We start from the raw sequence: 17,117 nt of genomic DNA, 5'->3' as shown, positions 1-17,117 counted from the left end.
GCGGTGGTGGACCGGTCCCAGCATCGGCGCTGTCTGTCCCATACAGACGCTCCACTCTCGGTAGTAGCGCGCCGGCAGCCAGGGAGGTTCGCTGCCGTTAATGCCACTGGCTGGACCCACCTGAGTATGGCGAGAAACGAGACCAGTATTCGGTTGGGCACAGCGCCACTTCGTCGTCGGCTATAGCATTTGTTCTGTCCACAGAGAACGCGTCGAATGAGATGGAGTTTCAAACAGCCCCTATCAAACGAACCGTGGTGCTCCGCTCACGGTCGTCCATTCATAATGGTGGAACGGCTTCCATAACGGTTGTACTGTCGTTATTCTCGATACCGAAACCGGAAAGCGGGGACGAAGACAGGCCACAGACAGCCAGTGAAACAGCATTTTCCCCGCGAATTATCGACCGGTTGGTGTCGAAGTTCTGCGGCTGAGAATAGTAGCTTGTTCCACTATAGCAAACGACTATATCTTCTTTCGGGATATCTTTACGTCTGATATGAACTATCATTCGCTACACTGGGACAGTGCAGGCTGACACGGGCGTGCCAACACAAAAGATAATATCCAGCCAATTGACCACAATGGTATGAACGTTGACGCGCTCACGGGAGGATTCGACCGTCGAGACTGGCAAGAACAGACAGCGACCGACGACCCAGTTCGGTTCGCGATGATCGGCGTCGGCTGGTGGACCACCGAACAGGCGATGCCCGCCGTCGACGCGGCGGAGCTCTGTGAAACGACTGTGCTGGTCAGCAGCGACCGCGAGAAAGCGGCGGACGTGGCAGCTAATTCGGAGACAGTCGAACACGCGATTACGTACGAGGAGTTCCACGACGGGGCCGCAAGCGACGCGTACGACGCCGTCTACATCGTCACCCCGAACGCGCTCCACCTCCCGTACGTCGAGACGGCAGCAGAACTGGACAAGGCGATCCTCTGTGAGAAACCGATGGAGGCCACCATCGAGCGCGCCGAGCGAATGGTCGAGGTCTGTGAGGAACACGACGCGACATTGATGATCGCCTATCGGATGCACACCGAGCCAGCCGTCCGGCGGGCGAAGGACCTCATCGACGAGGGCTACATCGGCGAGCCGCTGTTCGTCCACGGCAACATGACCGAACCCATTCTCGAACTCGTCCCCGACCCCGACCAGTGGCGGCTGGACGGGGAGCTGTCCGGTGGGTGTGCCGTCATGGATATCGGCATCTATCCGCTGAACACGAGCCGATTCCTGCTGGATGCCGACCCCGTGGCCGTCCGGGGAACCGTCGCATCGGTGCAAGAGGAGTTTGCGGACGTGCCCGACGAACACGGGGCGTTCCAGCTAGATTTCCCCGGCCACGTGTACGCGGTGTGTACCGCCAGCCAGAACGCCCATCTCGACAGCCACATCTCCGTACTCGGAACCGAAGGCAAGGTCCGCGTCGAACCGGCCTTCTACCCCTGGGACGACCGTGCGCTCCAGCTTTCCCACGAGGGAACGACAGTCGACATCGACTTCGAACAGATCGACCAGATGGAAGAGGAGTTCGAGTACTTCTCTCACTGTCTGCTGACCGACACTGAGCCCTACGCCGACGGGGAACACGGCCTCGTCGACATCAACACGATCAAGGCCGTCTACGAGGCCTCGGAAACGGAGTCGACGGTCACGCTCGATTGAACGCGGTGCGAGATTTTTTGACCCGGCCAAGTGTAGTTCAGCGCATGGTTCAGTCAACGTGGGACGACTGGTTTGTCCGCGACGAAATAGAAGCGACAGACCCCGGTGACGGCGTCGTGATCTGGTATCTCGGCTGTAACGGTTTCGTACTCCGCTCGCAGTCGACGACGCTGTACATCGACCCCTACTTCGGGACTGGCGACCCACCGAACCTCATCCGCATGATTCCGGTGCCGATGGACCCCGACGACGCGACACAGTGTGATGCCACACTCGTCACACACGAACACATCGACCACATGCACCCGCCGTCGTACGGCCCACTGGTCGAGGATCTCGGCGCGGACCTGTATGCGCCGTCGGCATCGTATGACTCTCCGGACTATGACGGTGAGCTGCAGGTGCCCGACGAGCAGCGCAACGAAATCGCCGTCAGTGATGAGTTTGCTGTCGGTGATTTCACCGTGCACGTTACTGGGACGAACGATCCTGACGCCATCGAACCGGTGGGGTACGTCATCGAGCACGACGCCGGGACGTTCTTCCACGCCGGTGATAGCCGACCCGCAGAGGAGTTTTCCGACGTGGGCGAGCAGTTCGATATCGATGTGGGCGCGCTGGCGTTTGGCACTGTGGGCTCCATCTACGAGCCCGAGCCCGACTCCGGTGTCAGAACGAAGTGGTATATGGACGAAAACGAGATTATCGAGGCCGCAAATCAGCTCCAGCTATCCCGGTTGCTCCCCTCACATCACGATATGTGGCAGGGCGAAGCCGGCGACCCGAAGGTACTCCACGAACACGCGGTGTCGTTCGACTATCCCCGAGTCATCGAACCGCTGTATATCGGCTGTTCGGTTCGGCTGGGTGAGCCCGGTATTCGTCGTATTGACGCGCTGGACTGAGTGAGACCGTAGGTCCGGTCGCTGCTGTGTCGGTCACTCAAACAGGGCCTCGGGTTTGTCGCGGGGTAGCTTTAATACCCCCACCACAGTATGTCCGGCAAATGTCGCCAACGATAACGAAGATCGAAAGTCGAGAGTTCGAGTACCCCCTCGAAGACGTGGGGACCGACAAGCACGGCTTCAATCTGGTCTATGCGCCGGGCGAAACAACCACACGGAAACTATTCGGCATCCAGATTCATACTGACGAGGGAATCACCGGCGAGTACGTCGGCGGTAACTCGCCGGCAGCCGCCCAGTACAACATCACCGCCCAGTACCTCATCGGCAAGGACCCGCTGAAACGCGAGAAACACTGGTCCGAATGCAAGCGCGCGCTCCGAAAATACGATCGGATGGGCATCGGCCCGATGGATATCGCGCTGTGGGACTTCGCCGGGAAGTACTACGACGCCCCGATTCACGAACTGCTGGGGACCTACCGTGAGCGTATTCCCACCTACGCGTCGACGTACCACGGCGACGACGCGGGCGGGCTGGACTCACCGGAAGCCTTCGCCGACTTCGCCGAGGAGTGCCGCGAGGAAGGCTTCGGCGGCTTCAAGATTCACGGCTGGGGTGGCGGCGACGACGCCCGAAGTCTCGACCGCGAAGTCGAGGCGGTCCACGCCGTCGGCGAAGCCGTCGGCGACGAGATGGACCTGATGCACGACCCGGCCTGCGAACTGGAGACGTTCGCCGACGCGCTGGAACTTGGCCGGGCGCTCGATGAACAGGACTTCTTCTGGTACGAGGACCCGTTCCGCGACGGCGGTATCTCACAGCACGCCCACAAGAAGCTGGCACAGAAACTCGACACCCCGATTCTCCAGACGGAACACATCCGCGGACTGGAGATCAAATCCGACTTCGCCGCCAGCGAGGCGACTGACTTCCTCCGGGCCGACCCCGAATACGACGCGGGCATCACCGGCGCGATCAAGGTGGCCCGCATGGCCGAAGCGTTCGGACTGGACGTGGAGTTCCATGCGCCTGGTCCCGCCCAGCGCCATTGCATCGCCGCCTGCCGCAACTCCAACTACTACGAGATGGCGCTTGTCCACCCGGACTGCCAGAACACTCAGCCGCCGGTGTACGAGGGCGGCTACTCCGACCTAATGGATGCTGTCGACGACGACGGAACGGTCAGTGTCCCTGACGGCCCCGGTCTGGGTGTGGAGTACGACTGGGACTACATCGAGAACAACACGACCGGAAGCGTCCACGTCTACGAATAGCGGCACATAACGCATCCCGTCTGTTTGCATCGCTCAGTAGCGGAAGCGCCTCGTCGCCAGCGAGGACAGGCCGCCAAACGTCGTCCTGTTGGATGTCAGGCAAATATTTATGCCGAACTCGTCCGAACGGACAGTAGTTGATGACGGACGGAGACAGGACCCTGACCCGCCGGGAAGCGCTCCGCGCAGCCGTCGCGGTCGGAGGGTCGGCAGGGCTCGCAGCCTGCCTCAATCTAGAGAGCCAGCCAACGGAGACGGGGGAGGCCAACCGTAATACCGACCGGCCAGACGGCACCGAATCGGCGGCTGAACTACCGAATCGACAGCACGCATGGAACGAGTTCTCTCGAACCGATGAGCATGGGAACCCGGTGCTCGCTCGGCATCACGTGTTGCTACTGGCTAACTATGTTGGCGATGGACCGGTCGACGACGTAGACCGGAAGCAGGCTGCGAACGCGTTTGGCGAGCTAGAGGAGACGTATCGGTGGGCCTCCGACGGGCTGCTGTTTACTGTCGGCTACTCTCCAGCATACTTCGACCGATACGACGAACCGCTTTCGGAGTCGGTTGACCTGCCCCGGCCGGCGGCACTAGCCCCTTTCGAGGACCCGTCGTTCGATACTCCGGATCTCCTCGTGCATCTAGCAAGCGACCGTGCTTCGGCGGTGCTCGAGGCCAAGCAAGCGCTATTCGGTGAGTTGGAAACGGCAAACGGGAGCGAAGTCACCGAAACCATAGATGGGATAGTCGAGTTGGTCGACCGGCGGACGGGATTTATCGGTCCGGGGCTCCCGGCGGAACACGACGACGTGGACGGCGTTCCGGACGGAGCGGTCCCCGAAGATGCACCGCTGTTCATGGGTTTCAAATCGGGGTTTGTAGAGAATCAGGCAACAGAAGACAGCGTAACGATCACCGAGGGTCCGTTCGCGGGCGGCACCACGCAACACCTCTCACTGCTACGCACAGAACTGGACCAGTGGTACAACCAGGACTCCCGGAAACAGCGCGTCACAAAGATGTTCTCGGCGACGCACGCGGCGGAGGATCTGGTCGAGGGTGTCGGCGACAACCTCGGTGATTCGTCGCTCGTCTCGGAGACTGGCGTCGGTGACCGAGTCAGTGACGACGCATTTGAGGAAGGCGTGGTCGGGCACGCCCAGAAGCTCGCACGTGCGCGAGACGAGGACGGCGACCCACGGCTCCTCCGACGCGACTTCGCGACGGTAGACGATGGCCGGACCGGTGTCCACTTCCTCAGTCTCCAGGAGAGCATCGCGGACTTTATTCAGACCCGGACCGCCATGAACGGCACCGATGTTGCGAATGTCGGCGGCGTCGGGACGAAAAACAACAACGGGATACTGCAGTACATTACCACAGTTCGACGCGGGAACTACTTGCTCCCGCCCCGCTCGAAGCGCTCGTTCCCCCGTCCGTCGTGACCCGACCGGACCCCACAGTTCTCCCGAGCGACGGCGATAGTGTGTCCCTGACAAGGTTTTATATCCTTTCCGAGAGAGTAATCACCATACAACCATGTGGCCCGGGAGAGACCCTACGCGCCGTGAGTTCATCGCTACGAGCGGGGTAGCACTTGGGATGAGTGTCGCCGGCTGTGCAACGGGGGATGACGCCACGAGCGAGACTGAGACTCCATCCGGGGCTGCACCTGGCGGGGCCGAAGCAACGCCCGAGGGAACCGACGCGGGGCGGGAGAATGAACTCCCGACAGCTACTGCGCAGGAACGTCCATTGGTACACATCCCGGCACATCAGGACGGAATGCGGATGGTCGGTATGACCGAGGTAGGGCCGTACATGGTGGCGATGTCCTATACACTGCTTCACGACTTCTGGGTATTAGCTGGCCAAGAGAAGAGTTACGTACGGATCAACAATGGGCAGGGTCTGCATCTTATGGCAACCGTGTGGGACCCGGAGTACAACCAGCGTATCCCACTGGGTAGCCCGCCAGTCGAGGTTCGAGACGCCGCGAGCGGCGACAGTGTGGCCGAGAAGTCGCTGTGGCCGATGCTGTCCCAGCAGATGGGCCCACACTTTGGAGACAACATCGCGTTTCCGGACGAGGGTGAGTACACGGTGCAACTCTCGTTTGACCCGGTTTCGGCGCGGCAGCTAGGCGAGTATCGCGGGCGGTTCACCGACTCGGTGGACGCCGAGTTCGACCTGCTGTTCAGAACCGACATCACGAACAACATTCGCGAGCGGTTCGTCGACGAGGCGGGACAGGCGGGGGCGCTCGAACCGATGGAAACGAACATGAAACCCAACGGATCGCTGCCGGATGCGAGGGCGCTACCAGGAGAACACGGCGGTATCGTTGAGAGTGGGGCCGCGAAATTTGTGGTCCAAGTTCTTCGAAATGCTCCGGCAGGAATTGACAGCTCTGGCCCGTATCTCGCGGTGTCCGCTCGAACACCGTACAACCAGTATCCACTCCCGTTCATGGGCCTCCGAGCAACTGTTTCCAGCGCCGGTGAAGAGGTCCGCAAGCCACTGAAGGCAGCCATTCACCCCGAACTGGGGTACCATTACGGTGCCCCGTTCCCTGCTATCGCGATGGGTGACGAGGTGACGCTGGAAGTCGGAGCCCCGCCGCAGATCGCGCGGCACCGCGGCTACCAGACTGCGTTTCTGGAGTTCGACCACATGACACTCACATTCGGAGAACAGTAGTCAGGGGCCGTTCGGAGACACAGCGAAGAGACAATATTTCTCACGTGAGGTGTGGCTTGGCCGTGTCCCGCCAGCTACGAGCGAGATGAAACACCGAGACGGAGCGTCAGACCAGAAAAGCGTCTGCTAGCGCCGAGACAGTACCGGTTGGCCCGAGTGAGTCCATATCTGTCTGTTACGCTGTCGTGATGCGGCCTTCGACCGACGGCGAAATCGTCCCGTCCTCCTTGATTGCGTCCTCAAGAATGACCGACAGCAGCTCGCCCTCGTTTGCGTCGATAATGCGTGGAGCGTCCTGGAACATCGTGTAGCCGTCGCCGCCGGTGGCGGTGAAGCCGTTTGTTGCGACGGTGTAGGTTGCTTCGGTGTCGAGTGGCTCGCCGCCGACCGTTACCTCAGTGACGCGGTCGCCCTGCGATTTGTCCGGGTCGTAGGTGTATCGCATACCGCTCACTTGCAGGAATCCGCCCCCGCCGGTCGAACTGAGTTCCAGCGCCTCGACCAGCGTGTCACCGGTAACCTCGATGGTCACCTGGTTGTTTCCGAACGGGAGAACGCTGTAGACCATCCGTCTCGTGATGTCTCCTTCGGGGTAGAGTTCGTCAGTCCGGATGCCGCCACCGTTCTGGATTGCGATGTCCGCATTGCCGTGGCTGCGGAGCGCATCGGCAATGTAATTCCCGAAGTTCGATTCCTCGGAACGGACAGTGTCCTCGCGGGCATCGAGCGGAACGGTTGTCTCCCCGATGACGACATCGAGTTCGTCACTGAGCTGGCTTTCGTAGTTCTGGGCGACTTCGAGCACGTCTGGATGCGGTTCGACACGGTCCTCCTCAACCGCAGCAGCGGTGTCGTACACCGTCAGGCTGTGGTCGGTCCGCTCCCCGTCTTCGACAGTGAGCGTCAGTTCGCCAAGATAGTCGTACTCGTCGCCAACGAACGAAAGCACCGTGTTGTTCACGACTTGGGGCTCCTCTGAGAACGTCGCGGCGTGATCGCCGACGATAGCGTCGATCCCGTCGACAGACTCTGCAAGCTCGACAGCGGCCGGGCTCGCCACGTGGGACAGCACGACGACGAGGTCGGCACCGTCGTCCCGCATTTCGGTCACGACCTCGTCGACGGGTTCCTCAAGGCCCGGGACCTCAGTAGTCTCGCCCATGGTGGTGATCGTCGGCGCTTCGACGTTGATGATTCCCGTGATACCGACGGTCACGTCGCCGGCCTCGACGAGTTCGTACTGGCTCGCCCCCTGTTCAGCACCGAACACGTCGCCAGTCTGTGTGTTGCGGGCGTTCGCGCTTACCCACTGGAACTCGCTGTCGATAATACGGTCCCGCAAAACAGCCGGCCCTCTGTCAAAGTCGTGGTTTCCGAACGTGTCGAATTCCAGCCCACCCTCGTTGAACGCGTCGACAATGTGTTTCCCGTCGAACTGTGCGGAGAGAATGGAGGTGGCCAGGTCGTCCCCGGATCCAACCTTTATCGAGTGTTCGTTATTGTCCGCAATCTGATTCATCAGATCGAAGTAGGTGGCGATGTTCGCCGCCTCTTCGAGGTCGCCGTAGCTACCGTGTACGTGGGTGTCGTGGACGAGCGTCACCTCGCCCGTTGCAGGTTCAGATTCGGTCTCGGCAGTTCCAGATGAAGTCGCGGTCTCCTGAGCGTCTTCGGATTCTTCGTCGGTCTGCTCGGTCCCGTCCTCGGTACTGGAAGAACAACCAGCGAGACCCACAGCGCCGAGTGCAGCAGTAGCCGAGAGGAACTTCCGCCGGTCGACGGGTCTGTTCTTCGTATCGTTCTCCGTTCGGTCCGCTGAAGGTGTTTCTACGTCGTCTTTGTTGCTTCGTGCCACAGTATCCATTAGATTGAACTTTTATATAAAATGTTTGCCGGGATCGATCTCGATAAGAGTCCGACAATCGATCGACACAGACGCTGGTGCGGGACTCTGGCGCAAAATAAGCCACAGAAGTTGTGCCATATTTCGCCCAGTCGGCAACGGCACAGTAGAGGGCCGAATACGCGTGATGCAACGGGTCAGTCGCCTGTGTTTCTGTGGTCTGGTTTCGATGTAGTCTTGTATCGCTCTAAGAGGAATTTATACCAGCAAAACCGACACAGAAAGCGGCTGTTACTGCGTTGCGTAGGCCTGAATCCCCGTTTCGAAAACCTCGCGATAACGGTCCACAGCGATGTCAACAGCGACACGACTGTTAGGGTCGTTGTCGGTCGTGCCGTGCTCGTCGCAGATGACGGCTCCGTGGCAGGGTCCGCCGGTCGTGTCCACCTCAAGGTAGTACTCCTCGAAGGTGAGCACCGAGTTGTCGATGATGTCGGCGACGACAGCGGCGTCGTGGATGGCCGGCGCATCGGCCAGCGGGTAGGTTCCGGAGTCGGGCCGGTAGTCGAGCCACTCGGCGATGGTCCCGCGAACGCCACCGGCCGTACGGAATTCCTCAATGAACTCGGGGGCGACGGTGGCGCGGTTGGTCACATCCAAGCCAACCATCCGCGTGTTGGCGTCCTGCAGGACGCGGCTGGCCGCCGCAGGGTCGTTGTGGAAGTTGGCCTCGGCCATCGGCGTGACGTTCCCTGTCGTCATCGCCGCCCCACCCATGAGATAGATATCCTCGACGAGATCGGGTAACTGGGGTTCCTTTGCCAGTGCGAGTGCCAGATTCGGAAGCGGACCGACGGCCGCAATCGTCAGTTCGTCCCCGTACTCGTGGGCGGCTTCGACGATTGCGTCGGCCCCGTGAATGTCCCGTGTGTCGCCGTCGGAGTCGGGGATATCGCCGTGGAGCCCGTTCTCACCGTGAATCCACTCTGCGGTCGTGAGTTCGTCGACGAGCGGGCGGCCACAGCCACGGGATACCGGAACGTCGTAGCCCCCGATATCCAGTATCGCGTGGGCGTTTCGCGTCGTGTTCTCGATAGTCGTGTTCCCACAGACAGTCGAAAGACCGACAACATCGATTGCATCGTGACCGAGCGCCATCGCCAGCATGACCGCGTCGTCGCAACCAGGGTCCGTATCGAAGAAGACTTTGCGTGACATACCTCCGAAATTCCGCCGGTCGGGTCTTAAAGGCTGGTACGTGCCGGTCGTGACACGGAAGCACCGCTATAGACAGACCGCAGTATTCTGTGGGAATCTGTTGGGCTGTCGTCGCTACCACAATCGGTGTGTCGGAATGTGTGGCCGACAGATCAGGTGTGTCAGTCAACGCCGTCTTATACTGGCCAAGCGGTGTGATAGCAGGGGACAGTTAAGAGTAGGTTCTTCTCAGTGTCGAAGTCCGGGCGACGGTTTGCAGAGCCGAGATGAAATCGGTCGTTCGTTACAGAGAACGGTCAGTATCCGGAAACAGTGCGTCTATCATAAATTTTAACTATATAGTCACAATACCGTATAGGAAGTGATGGACAGAAATCACATACGGCCAGTACTACTCAGCGTACTACTCGTTTTGTCGGTTGTCAGCACCGGCTTCATCGGAAGTGCCGCTGCTGCACCGAGCGAACAAAACGAGTTGGTAACGGCGAATAGCCAGACAGCAACACAGACGGCCGCAGCCGGTGGGGCGACCTGTCAGCTTGACAGTAGTTGTCCAGTTCCTGATAATTCAGTCGATCTCAACAACAGCGGTGCCGGGGTCGATGTGTTGATCGACGGGAGTCATCAAGGCTCGACGTTCACGAAGTTCGCAAACCGACTCAGCGAACGCGGATACGACGTCGACACGAAACGGTCGACGTCAGGCGGGCTAACTTCGTGGAACAGTTCGGCCGCGAACGGGCTGTCGGACTACGACGTAGTCATCATTCCCGTCCCCCAGACGGCCTATAGCGAGGCCGAACAGGAGGCAATCGACGAATACGTCAGAAACGGCGGCAGCCTGTTCGTCGTCGGTGAATGGACCTCACCACTGCAGGGCCACGCCGGCAAGCTCAACGACATTACCGACCCGTACGGGCTCCACTTCAACGGCGAGAGCGACAAGTGGCTCCGGAACATTCAGGATCCGACCAATAAGACAGTCGAGGACTACGAGTGGCGAGTTGTTCTGCACAACACGGGCCAGCATCCCATAATGAACAACGTCGATACCGTGGAGTACGACGGCGTCAGTCTCAACGTGACCGATACGGAAAACGGGACGCAGGCCCCGTTGCTGTACGGTGACAGCGATACCTACGAGTACACCTACTCCACGACAGAGAAAGAGTACCCCCGTGGCGAGCGCATCGTCGGTGCGGCCGCGACGTGGGACATCGGTAACAACGGCCGCGTCGTCGCCTTCGGCAGCCAGAAGTCGGTCACGACGTATCTCACCGACGAGTGGCAGGCCGAACACCAGCAGACCGATACACGGCCGTTCCTCTTCCGGACGGTGAAGTGGCTGGCCTCGTCGGGGCACGTCGAGCGACCGGAGAAGCCGGTCGCCGTCACCGGCGAGCGAATCAAGGGCGGCGAGACGCCGGCGAACGAGACGATCGTCCTGAAAAACAGCGAAGTCGCCGCCGCCATCGGCACCGAGACGAACGGACCCTTCGGCACGCTGCCGGGCGGTATCTACGACGCCAACGCGTACGGGCTGACGACCGACCAGATCGGCGTCGCCGAGTTCGCGTTCAACAACTTCGGGACGTGGCCGGACTACGAATCCTTCGAGCGCCAGAACGCCACCGGGCCAAACGGCGCGGCAGTCGTCACCGCGACCGGCCACGTCAGTACGAATCCGAACGTCTCGATTACGACGACGTACACGCTTCCGGCCAACTCCAGCCACATCTGGATTAACACCACGATGGAGAACGGGGGCGACCAGCGCCTCCCGGTCAATGACTCCGAGCGCCTCCAGAGCGGGGCCGCACTGAGTTCCGAGGGGCAGTCGACCTGGCTCCCCGGTTCGGGGACGGTCGAGGAGACGCGCTCGCCGCCGGTGAGTGCCGACACACTCGACCAGCCCTGGGCCGCGCTCACCGGTGACCGCGTGAGCTACGGCGTCTGGGGCGGAAACGGCTCCTTTACCTCGTACACGGGTTCCACGACCTGGATTGACCCGTGGCTCGAACACCGTCTCGATTCCGGCGAAACGCGGTCAGCGGAGTTCGCCCTCTTCGTCGGCGAGGACGGCGCAAGTAGCGGAACCAGCGAGTACTACAACAAGCAACAAGGAACCGAGACGGGGACGGTGACCGGCAGCATCGAAAGCACGGACAACGAGTCCGTGTCACAGGCCACAGTCACCGCCTCGAAGGGCGACCGTGCGTTCACCTACACCGTCGGATCGGAGACCGGAACGTACGAACTCGAACTCCCCGCCGGCGAGTACACGCTGACGGCCGATGCCAGTGGGTTTGCGGCATCAGATCCTAAATCCGTCACCGTCAGCAGCGGCGAAACGGCCACCGCCGATTTCGACTCGCTGGAGGGGCCGGCCCCCGTCAACGTCAGTGCAACAATAGACGACGAGGGCGAGGTCAGTCCCGCCGATGCCCGGATTACGGTGCTCGACGGCGGCACCGCGGTCCAGACCGTCTACACCGAAACGACGCCGGCCGGCACGGCCTCGTTCCAGCTCCCGCCCGGCAACTACACGCTGGTGTTCAACCACGGGACGGGCTACATCGCCGAACCAGTCGAGAAGAACATCTCGGTGACGCCCGGCGAGGCAGTCAGCGTCAACGCGACGTTCACCGAGGAACTGGACCCCAGCGAACGCAACTGGGTCGGCATCGACCCACACGCCCACAGTAGCGTCAGCTTCGACGGCAAGACGCCCATTGACAACTTCGTCGCCATCCAGAAATCGGCAGGCGTCGACGCGGTGTTCATCTCTGACCACAACGCCATCGGCGGCTGGGGGGCGATGCAGTCACAGGCACAGGAGCGCGAGATCATGTTCGTCCGGAGTGAGGAGATCACCACGGGCGACCTCGGGCACTTCAACCCCTATCCGCTGCACGGCGAGGAGATGATCGATTCTGACGGGACCCTTGTGGAGTTCATCGAGGAGTCCCGCAGCCGACACAACGCGACGGTGTTCCAGATCAACCATCCGGGTGACCGCTTCGTCAGCCTCGACAGCGCGCCCGGACAGCACGAGGAGTACCTCCCGATGGTCGACGCCATCGAGGCGTACAACGGCCCGTACGGCGAGTCCGACGCCGCGAGCGTGCAGGGGCTGTTTACCCTCTGGAACAACGGCTACGATATCACGGCGACCGGGGTCAGCGACGACCACTGTTCGCAGTGCTTCCCGGCGAAATATGGGAGCGCCCGCACCCGAGCATATGTCGAGGGGACCGTCACACCCGACAAGTGGGCCCAGTCAGTGAAAGACGGGCACACGTACGCGACGTACGGCCCGGCCGTAGAGTTTACTGTCGACGACAGGATGCCCGGCGAGACCGTGAACACGACCGCCGGGTCGTCCGTGGAAGCGTCCGCAACGGTCCGGAACCTCGATGAGTTGGCCTACGCCGAGGTCATCCGGAACGGCACGACCGTCTCGAACGTCACGCTCGACGGCACGAACGACACCATGAGCACCGACGTTGACATCGACGGGAACGCCTGGGTCGCCTTCCGCGTCGTCGACGAAGACGGCGACCGAGCGCTGACCAGCCCGGTCTGGATTTCGGCCGGCCAGCAAGCCGAATCCGGGACTGACGGCAACGGCGAGTCCGGCGGTGCCACGGCGACCGCCACGCCAGACACCGAGGACGAGTCGGCGGGAACGATGGCCGATGACACTGCAACCGCGGAATCGGAGACGACCGCCGCGTCCGGACCCGGGTTCACTGCCGTTGTCACGCTGCTTGCACTCATCGGTGCAGCGCTGCTCGCAACGCGGCGGGGGACCTGAGCCATGCGGGACACCAGCCAGCGACGGAGTCGACGTGGGTTCCTCGGAACCCTCGCGCTGGCTGCGGTGACCAGCGCCGGCTGTAGCAGCCTCGGCGGCACACAGAACGGACAGCCCGTCGACACCGGAGCTGGCGGCTCGGCAGCGACATCCGGGGCAAGTGAAACGCCCGCACAGGCAGGCGATGGGGCACACCACGACGAGGCGAACGGCCACACGCATACAGACGGCAGTCACGATCACGGCGATGGGCACAGCCACGACGACGAACACGCAGGTAGCGACGGCAAAGGCGACAGTGCTGACGACACCGAACTCGCCGCGTTCGAATCCCACCTGCGCGAGTGGTTCGTCGATATCGATTCCCTCGCCGTCGAAGATAGCCGAATCAGGCTGACCTACGTCACCAAGAGCACGCGCAGCCACGAACTCGCGGCCGGCATCGAGACGGTCGTCGTCTCGTTCATTCAGGCGTACACGGACGACTGGGGAGTCGATGGCCTCGATGCGGAGGTAATCGAGCCATCCGGCGACGTGATGGGCTACTGGCGAACCGAATCGCGGTGGGTCGAACCGGTCGCCGAGGGCCACGAAACACGGACCGAACTGCTCGAACGGACGCTCGACACGTACCACGGCCGCCGCACTCGCGACCACGACCACGCTGGAACCGACCACAGCGGGAACGAAAACACTCACCAGCACAACGGGACCGAGCACGCGGACCACTGACGGCAACAGTGTAGTCACTGCCGTCACCACCGTTCTGGGAGCGGGGTAGTATGATTCGGTTCAAAAAATCCGTATAGTTGCTCAGACTTTCAGCAACGACAGCAGATTGACGCCGACATCGAAGTACTTGATGAGTCGATAGCCGACGAGAATTCCGAGGATTCCCATGACACCGGCGAGATTCGGCGGGGCCGGAATGGGAACATCCAGCAGTCCGAACACGACGCCGGTAGCGACGCCGGTCATCGTCGCGACGATAACGAGTGAGAGATTCATCGGTCGGTCACCACTGCCCTACAGCGAGGACCCACGCAGTCGCGTGTCGGAGCGACCTGAGAGCGGCCGATGGGTGTGTTTGAAGTGTGTGCCATTGGTGGCATAGAGAACGGATTCAAGCGGTAAGTATGCTCCTCATCAAGCCAGCAATGGTGAATAGTAACACACAACACCCAAATGTAGTTCTGTAATTTCGGAAAGTACAGCCAGATGGACGATTTCTCCGCTCTTTTAGATGTATTTTCTCTATTCTCAAATCATATTCCGGGCATCTCGACACATAAAGTACGGGTGGCATCTTAGTCGCGGTGAATAGAAATATTCCGCATATTATGAGGATAGGTTGTCTGTGAGTAGCGATGGTACAGAACAGCCATACACAGAGTAAGTAGGCACAGTGGTGCAATCATGACCAGTATAGTCCGGGAGGCTGGCGTTTATAACCAAGCCACGGGAAGTGATAACGATGCAAGCCGTTCAGTTCGACAGTCACGGCGACCGTGATGTACTCGAGTATGGCGAGTTTCCCGATCCCGAACCGGACCGCGACGAGGTGGTCATCGACGTAAAGGCGGCCGCGCTAAATCACCTCGATATCTGGACGCGGCGCGGGCTCCCCGGCATCGACCTCGATATGCCACACATTCCGGGTAGTGACGCCGCGGGTGTTGTCGACGAGGTCGGCGACGGTGTCTCGCGGTTCGAACCGGGCGACCGGGTGGCCGTCCTCGCCGGTAAAAGCGGCGGTGGCGACGAGTTCAGTCGAAAGGGCGACCCGACACTCGCGCCGGACTACCACATCATCGGCGAACACGTCCGGGGCGTCCACAGCGAGTACGCCGCCGTGCCGGCGGAGAACCTCACACCGGTCCCGGAGGGCGTCGACTGGGAGACAGCCGCCGCGTCGCCGCTGGTGTTCCAGACCGCCTGGCGGATGCTGCGCGACCGTGGCGACCTGAAGGCCGGCGAGTCCGTCCTCGTCCTCGGGGCATCCGGTGGTGTAGGCCACGCCGCCGTCCAGATCGCCGACCACGCCGGCGCTGAGGTGTTCGCCACCGCCAGCAGCCAAGAAAAGCTCGACTACGCGGAGGAACTGGGTGCGGACCACACGATCAACTACGAGGAGACGGACTTCGCGGGCGAGATCCGGGACCTGACTGACGGCCGCGGCGTCGACATGGTCGTCGACCACATCGGCGCACAGACCTGGCAGGACTCGCTCAAGAGCCTCGTCAAGGGCGGCCGGGTCGTCACCTGCGGGGCGACGACCGGCGGCAACCCGGAGACGGACATCAACCGCATCTTCTGGAACCAGTTGCAGGTCATCGGCTCGACGATGGCCACCCCGGGGCAGGCTGACGAAGTGCTGGATCTGGTCTGGCAGGGTGAGATGGAGCCGCGAGTCCGCGAGACGCTGCCGATGAGCGAGATCGCCCGGGCACACGAAATAATCGAGGACCGCGAGGGCTTCGGGAAGGTCGTGGTCGTTCCCGACAGCGAACTGTAGATCCGCCCTCTCGTTTTTGTCGTTACTCCACTCGAAAGTGGGCTGTCGCGAACTGTTCAAAGAGAATCGAGTACTACCGCAGCATTGATCCGAGAATGTGCATCACAGCTGCGTCGGTCAGGGCAACGCCGGGAATAATTAGAGCGAACCCGCCGCAAGTGGCCGCCCCGAGGCCGACACGCATCGACCGGCGCGAGGCGACCGGGATTGCAGCCAAGCGTCGGTATGATCCGCTTTTCAGTGTGCTGAACAGACGGTCGTCGATAGCCGATACGACGGGGTACCCAAAGGTATTAGTGGGTTCCTGCCAACGTTCAGGCAAGCCAACTTTCGCTAAAACAAGTTGAGTTGTTTTAGCGTTGGGAGCTACCAATGCCACACGACACACTCCTGCTCATCGGTCGGGACACGTCACGCGCTACGCCCTACGAAACACACGCTCGCCGTCTGCGCGAGCGCGGCGTAGCAACCGACGTAACGGTGCTGACCTACGACCACGAACCTCGTCGGGAGTTACGCGACGAACTGGTAGCCATCGACGCCGACCGCGTATTCGCGCTGCCGATGACCGTCGCGCACGACCACACCACGGTGACTGACGTGCCGGCGGCACTCGACGAAATTGACGCCGAAACACACTACTGTGAACCAGTCGGTCGCAGCCCGCTACTGACCGAAGCGATCCGTGACCGTGCCGCCGCGGCAGTCCCGGAGGCCCCCGATTCCTCCGTCGCGCTCGTCGCCTTCGGCTCCAGCGGCAAGCCGTATCAGCGTCAGGTGACGGAGTACCACGCCGAGCGCCTGCGCGAGCGCTCAGCCTTCGGCGAGGTGGAACCGTGCTATCTGCTCCAGAACCCCGCTGTCGAATGTGTCAGGTACAACCTCGCCCACGACCACGCCGTCGCCGTGCCGCTCTTTCTTGCGCCAACCGACGCGACCGAGTCGCAGATCCCCGCCAAACTCGACCTCGATAGGGGCGGGCTCGCCTACACTGACACGCTAGATGACCACCCGCTCGTCACTGAGGCCGTCGCGACCGCCGTCGAGACAGCGCGGACGATGGCCGACACGAGCACACCACAGACCTTCGAGGCGACGCTGGCCGCGACAAACCGGCCGATGGCAACCGACGGCGAGGGCGATTAGGACTGTCGCAGCGACAGGACC

The 17,117-nt window shown here is 61.4% G+C and carries 12 protein-coding genes; 9 read left to right on the top strand and 3 right to left on the bottom strand.

All coding sequences use genetic code 11. From position 1 onward, the window contains the following. Positions 1-589: 589 nt before the first annotated feature. The 5 genes from gfo6 (at position 590) to RBH20_RS00265 (ending at position 6,557) form a co-directional block, all read left to right on the top strand. Positions 590-1,672: a D-xylose 1-dehydrogenase Gfo6 gene (gene gfo6 / locus RBH20_RS00285; protein WP_306704342.1), complete on the top strand. Its 1,083-nt coding sequence runs from the start codon at positions 590-592 to the stop codon at positions 1,670-1,672. Between the two features lie 44 nt (positions 1,673-1,716). Then, a complete protein-coding gene (locus RBH20_RS00280) occupies positions 1,717-2,577 on the top strand; it encodes an MBL fold metallo-hydrolase (RefSeq protein ID WP_306704340.1) in 861 nt (286 codons plus the stop codon). Between the two features lie 101 nt (positions 2,578-2,678). Beyond that, on the top strand, positions 2,679-3,854 hold the full coding sequence (locus RBH20_RS00275; protein WP_306704338.1) for a mandelate racemase family protein: 1,176 nt from the start codon (positions 2,679-2,681) through the stop codon (positions 3,852-3,854). 140 nt (positions 3,855-3,994) lie between these two features. Next, on the top strand, positions 3,995-5,302 hold the full coding sequence (locus RBH20_RS00270; RefSeq protein ID WP_306704336.1) for a Tat pathway signal protein: 1,308 nt from the start codon (positions 3,995-3,997) through the stop codon (positions 5,300-5,302). Between the two features lie 94 nt (positions 5,303-5,396). Then, positions 5,397-6,557, top strand: a complete 1,161-nt coding sequence (locus tag RBH20_RS00265; protein WP_306704334.1) for an iron transporter — start codon at positions 5,397-5,399, stop codon at positions 6,555-6,557. Between the two features lie 175 nt (positions 6,558-6,732). On the opposite strand, the gene RBH20_RS00260 is transcribed toward RBH20_RS00265, so the two are convergent. Next, positions 6,733-8,421, bottom strand: coding sequence for a bifunctional UDP-sugar hydrolase/5'-nucleotidase (locus RBH20_RS00260; protein ID WP_306704329.1), 1,689 nt, complete (start codon positions 8,419-8,421; stop codon positions 6,733-6,735). A 270-nt stretch (positions 8,422-8,691) separates the two neighbouring features. Further along, positions 8,692-9,618, bottom strand: a complete 927-nt coding sequence (locus RBH20_RS00255) for a nucleoside hydrolase (protein WP_306704327.1) — start codon at positions 9,616-9,618, stop codon at positions 8,692-8,694. Positions 9,619-9,982: 364 nt separating this feature from the next. Between RBH20_RS00255 and RBH20_RS00250 the strand changes: the two genes are divergently transcribed. Together RBH20_RS00250 and RBH20_RS00245 are read left to right on the top strand one after the other, a co-directional pair. After that, positions 9,983-13,435, top strand: a complete 3,453-nt coding sequence (locus RBH20_RS00250) for a CehA/McbA family metallohydrolase (protein WP_306704325.1) — start codon at positions 9,983-9,985, stop codon at positions 13,433-13,435. Between the two features lie 3 nt (positions 13,436-13,438). After that, positions 13,439-14,167 (top strand): hypothetical protein, encoded by a 729-nt coding sequence (locus RBH20_RS00245; RefSeq protein WP_306704323.1) that lies wholly within the window; start codon positions 13,439-13,441, stop codon positions 14,165-14,167. A gap of 81 nt (positions 14,168-14,248) precedes the next feature. Here the strand turns inward: RBH20_RS00245 and RBH20_RS00240 are convergent, their stop codons facing one another. Beyond that, positions 14,249-14,443, bottom strand: a complete 195-nt coding sequence (locus tag RBH20_RS00240) for a XapX domain-containing protein (protein WP_306704321.1) — start codon at positions 14,441-14,443, stop codon at positions 14,249-14,251. 466 nt (positions 14,444-14,909) lie between these two features. Between RBH20_RS00240 and RBH20_RS00235 the strand changes: the two genes are divergently transcribed. Beyond that, on the top strand, positions 14,910-15,950 hold the full coding sequence (locus RBH20_RS00235; protein WP_306704319.1) for a zinc-binding dehydrogenase: 1,041 nt from the start codon (positions 14,910-14,912) through the stop codon (positions 15,948-15,950). Between the two features lie 372 nt (positions 15,951-16,322). After that, on the top strand, positions 16,323-17,096 hold the full coding sequence (locus tag RBH20_RS00230) for a CbiX/SirB N-terminal domain-containing protein (protein WP_306704316.1): 774 nt from the start codon (positions 16,323-16,325) through the stop codon (positions 17,094-17,096). Positions 17,097-17,117 lie beyond the last annotated feature (21 nt).

It is taken from the genome of Haloarcula sp. H-GB4 (genome assembly GCF_030848575.1).
Taxonomy (GTDB): domain Archaea; phylum Halobacteriota; class Halobacteria; order Halobacteriales; family Haloarculaceae; genus Haloarcula.
Note: the sequence above shows the minus strand (reverse complement) of the source record. Positions and strands in the feature narration are given on the sequence as shown.

Bases quoted from the DNA above. Each gene is read 5' to 3' on its own strand.
- RBH20_RS00250 (WP_306704325.1), top strand. From the start codon at position 9,983: ATGGACAGAAATCACATACGGCCAGTACTACTCAGCGTACTACTCGTT.
- RBH20_RS00275 (WP_306704338.1), top strand. From the start codon at position 2,679: ATGTCGCCAACGATAACGAAGATCGAAAGTCGAGAGTTCGAGTACCCC.
- RBH20_RS00270 (WP_306704336.1), top strand. From the start codon at position 3,995: ATGACGGACGGAGACAGGACCCTGACCCGCCGGGAAGCGCTCCGCGCA.
- RBH20_RS00265 (WP_306704334.1), top strand. From the start codon at position 5,397: ATGTGGCCCGGGAGAGACCCTACGCGCCGTGAGTTCATCGCTACGAGC.
- RBH20_RS00255 (WP_306704327.1), bottom strand. From the start codon at position 9,618: ATGTCACGCAAAGTCTTCTTCGATACGGACCCTGGTTGCGACGACGCG.
- RBH20_RS00280 (WP_306704340.1), top strand. From the start codon at position 1,717: ATGGTTCAGTCAACGTGGGACGACTGGTTTGTCCGCGACGAAATAGAA.
- RBH20_RS00235 (WP_306704319.1), top strand. From the start codon at position 14,910: ATGCAAGCCGTTCAGTTCGACAGTCACGGCGACCGTGATGTACTCGAG.
- RBH20_RS00245 (WP_306704323.1), top strand. From the start codon at position 13,439: ATGCGGGACACCAGCCAGCGACGGAGTCGACGTGGGTTCCTCGGAACC.
- gfo6 (WP_306704342.1), top strand. From the start codon at position 590: ATGAACGTTGACGCGCTCACGGGAGGATTCGACCGTCGAGACTGGCAA.
- RBH20_RS00260 (WP_306704329.1), bottom strand. From the start codon at position 8,421: ATGGATACTGTGGCACGAAGCAACAAAGACGACGTAGAAACACCTTCA.
- RBH20_RS00240 (WP_306704321.1), bottom strand. From the start codon at position 14,443: ATGAATCTCTCACTCGTTATCGTCGCGACGATGACCGGCGTCGCTACC.
- RBH20_RS00230 (WP_306704316.1), top strand. From the start codon at position 16,323: ATGCCACACGACACACTCCTGCTCATCGGTCGGGACACGTCACGCGCT.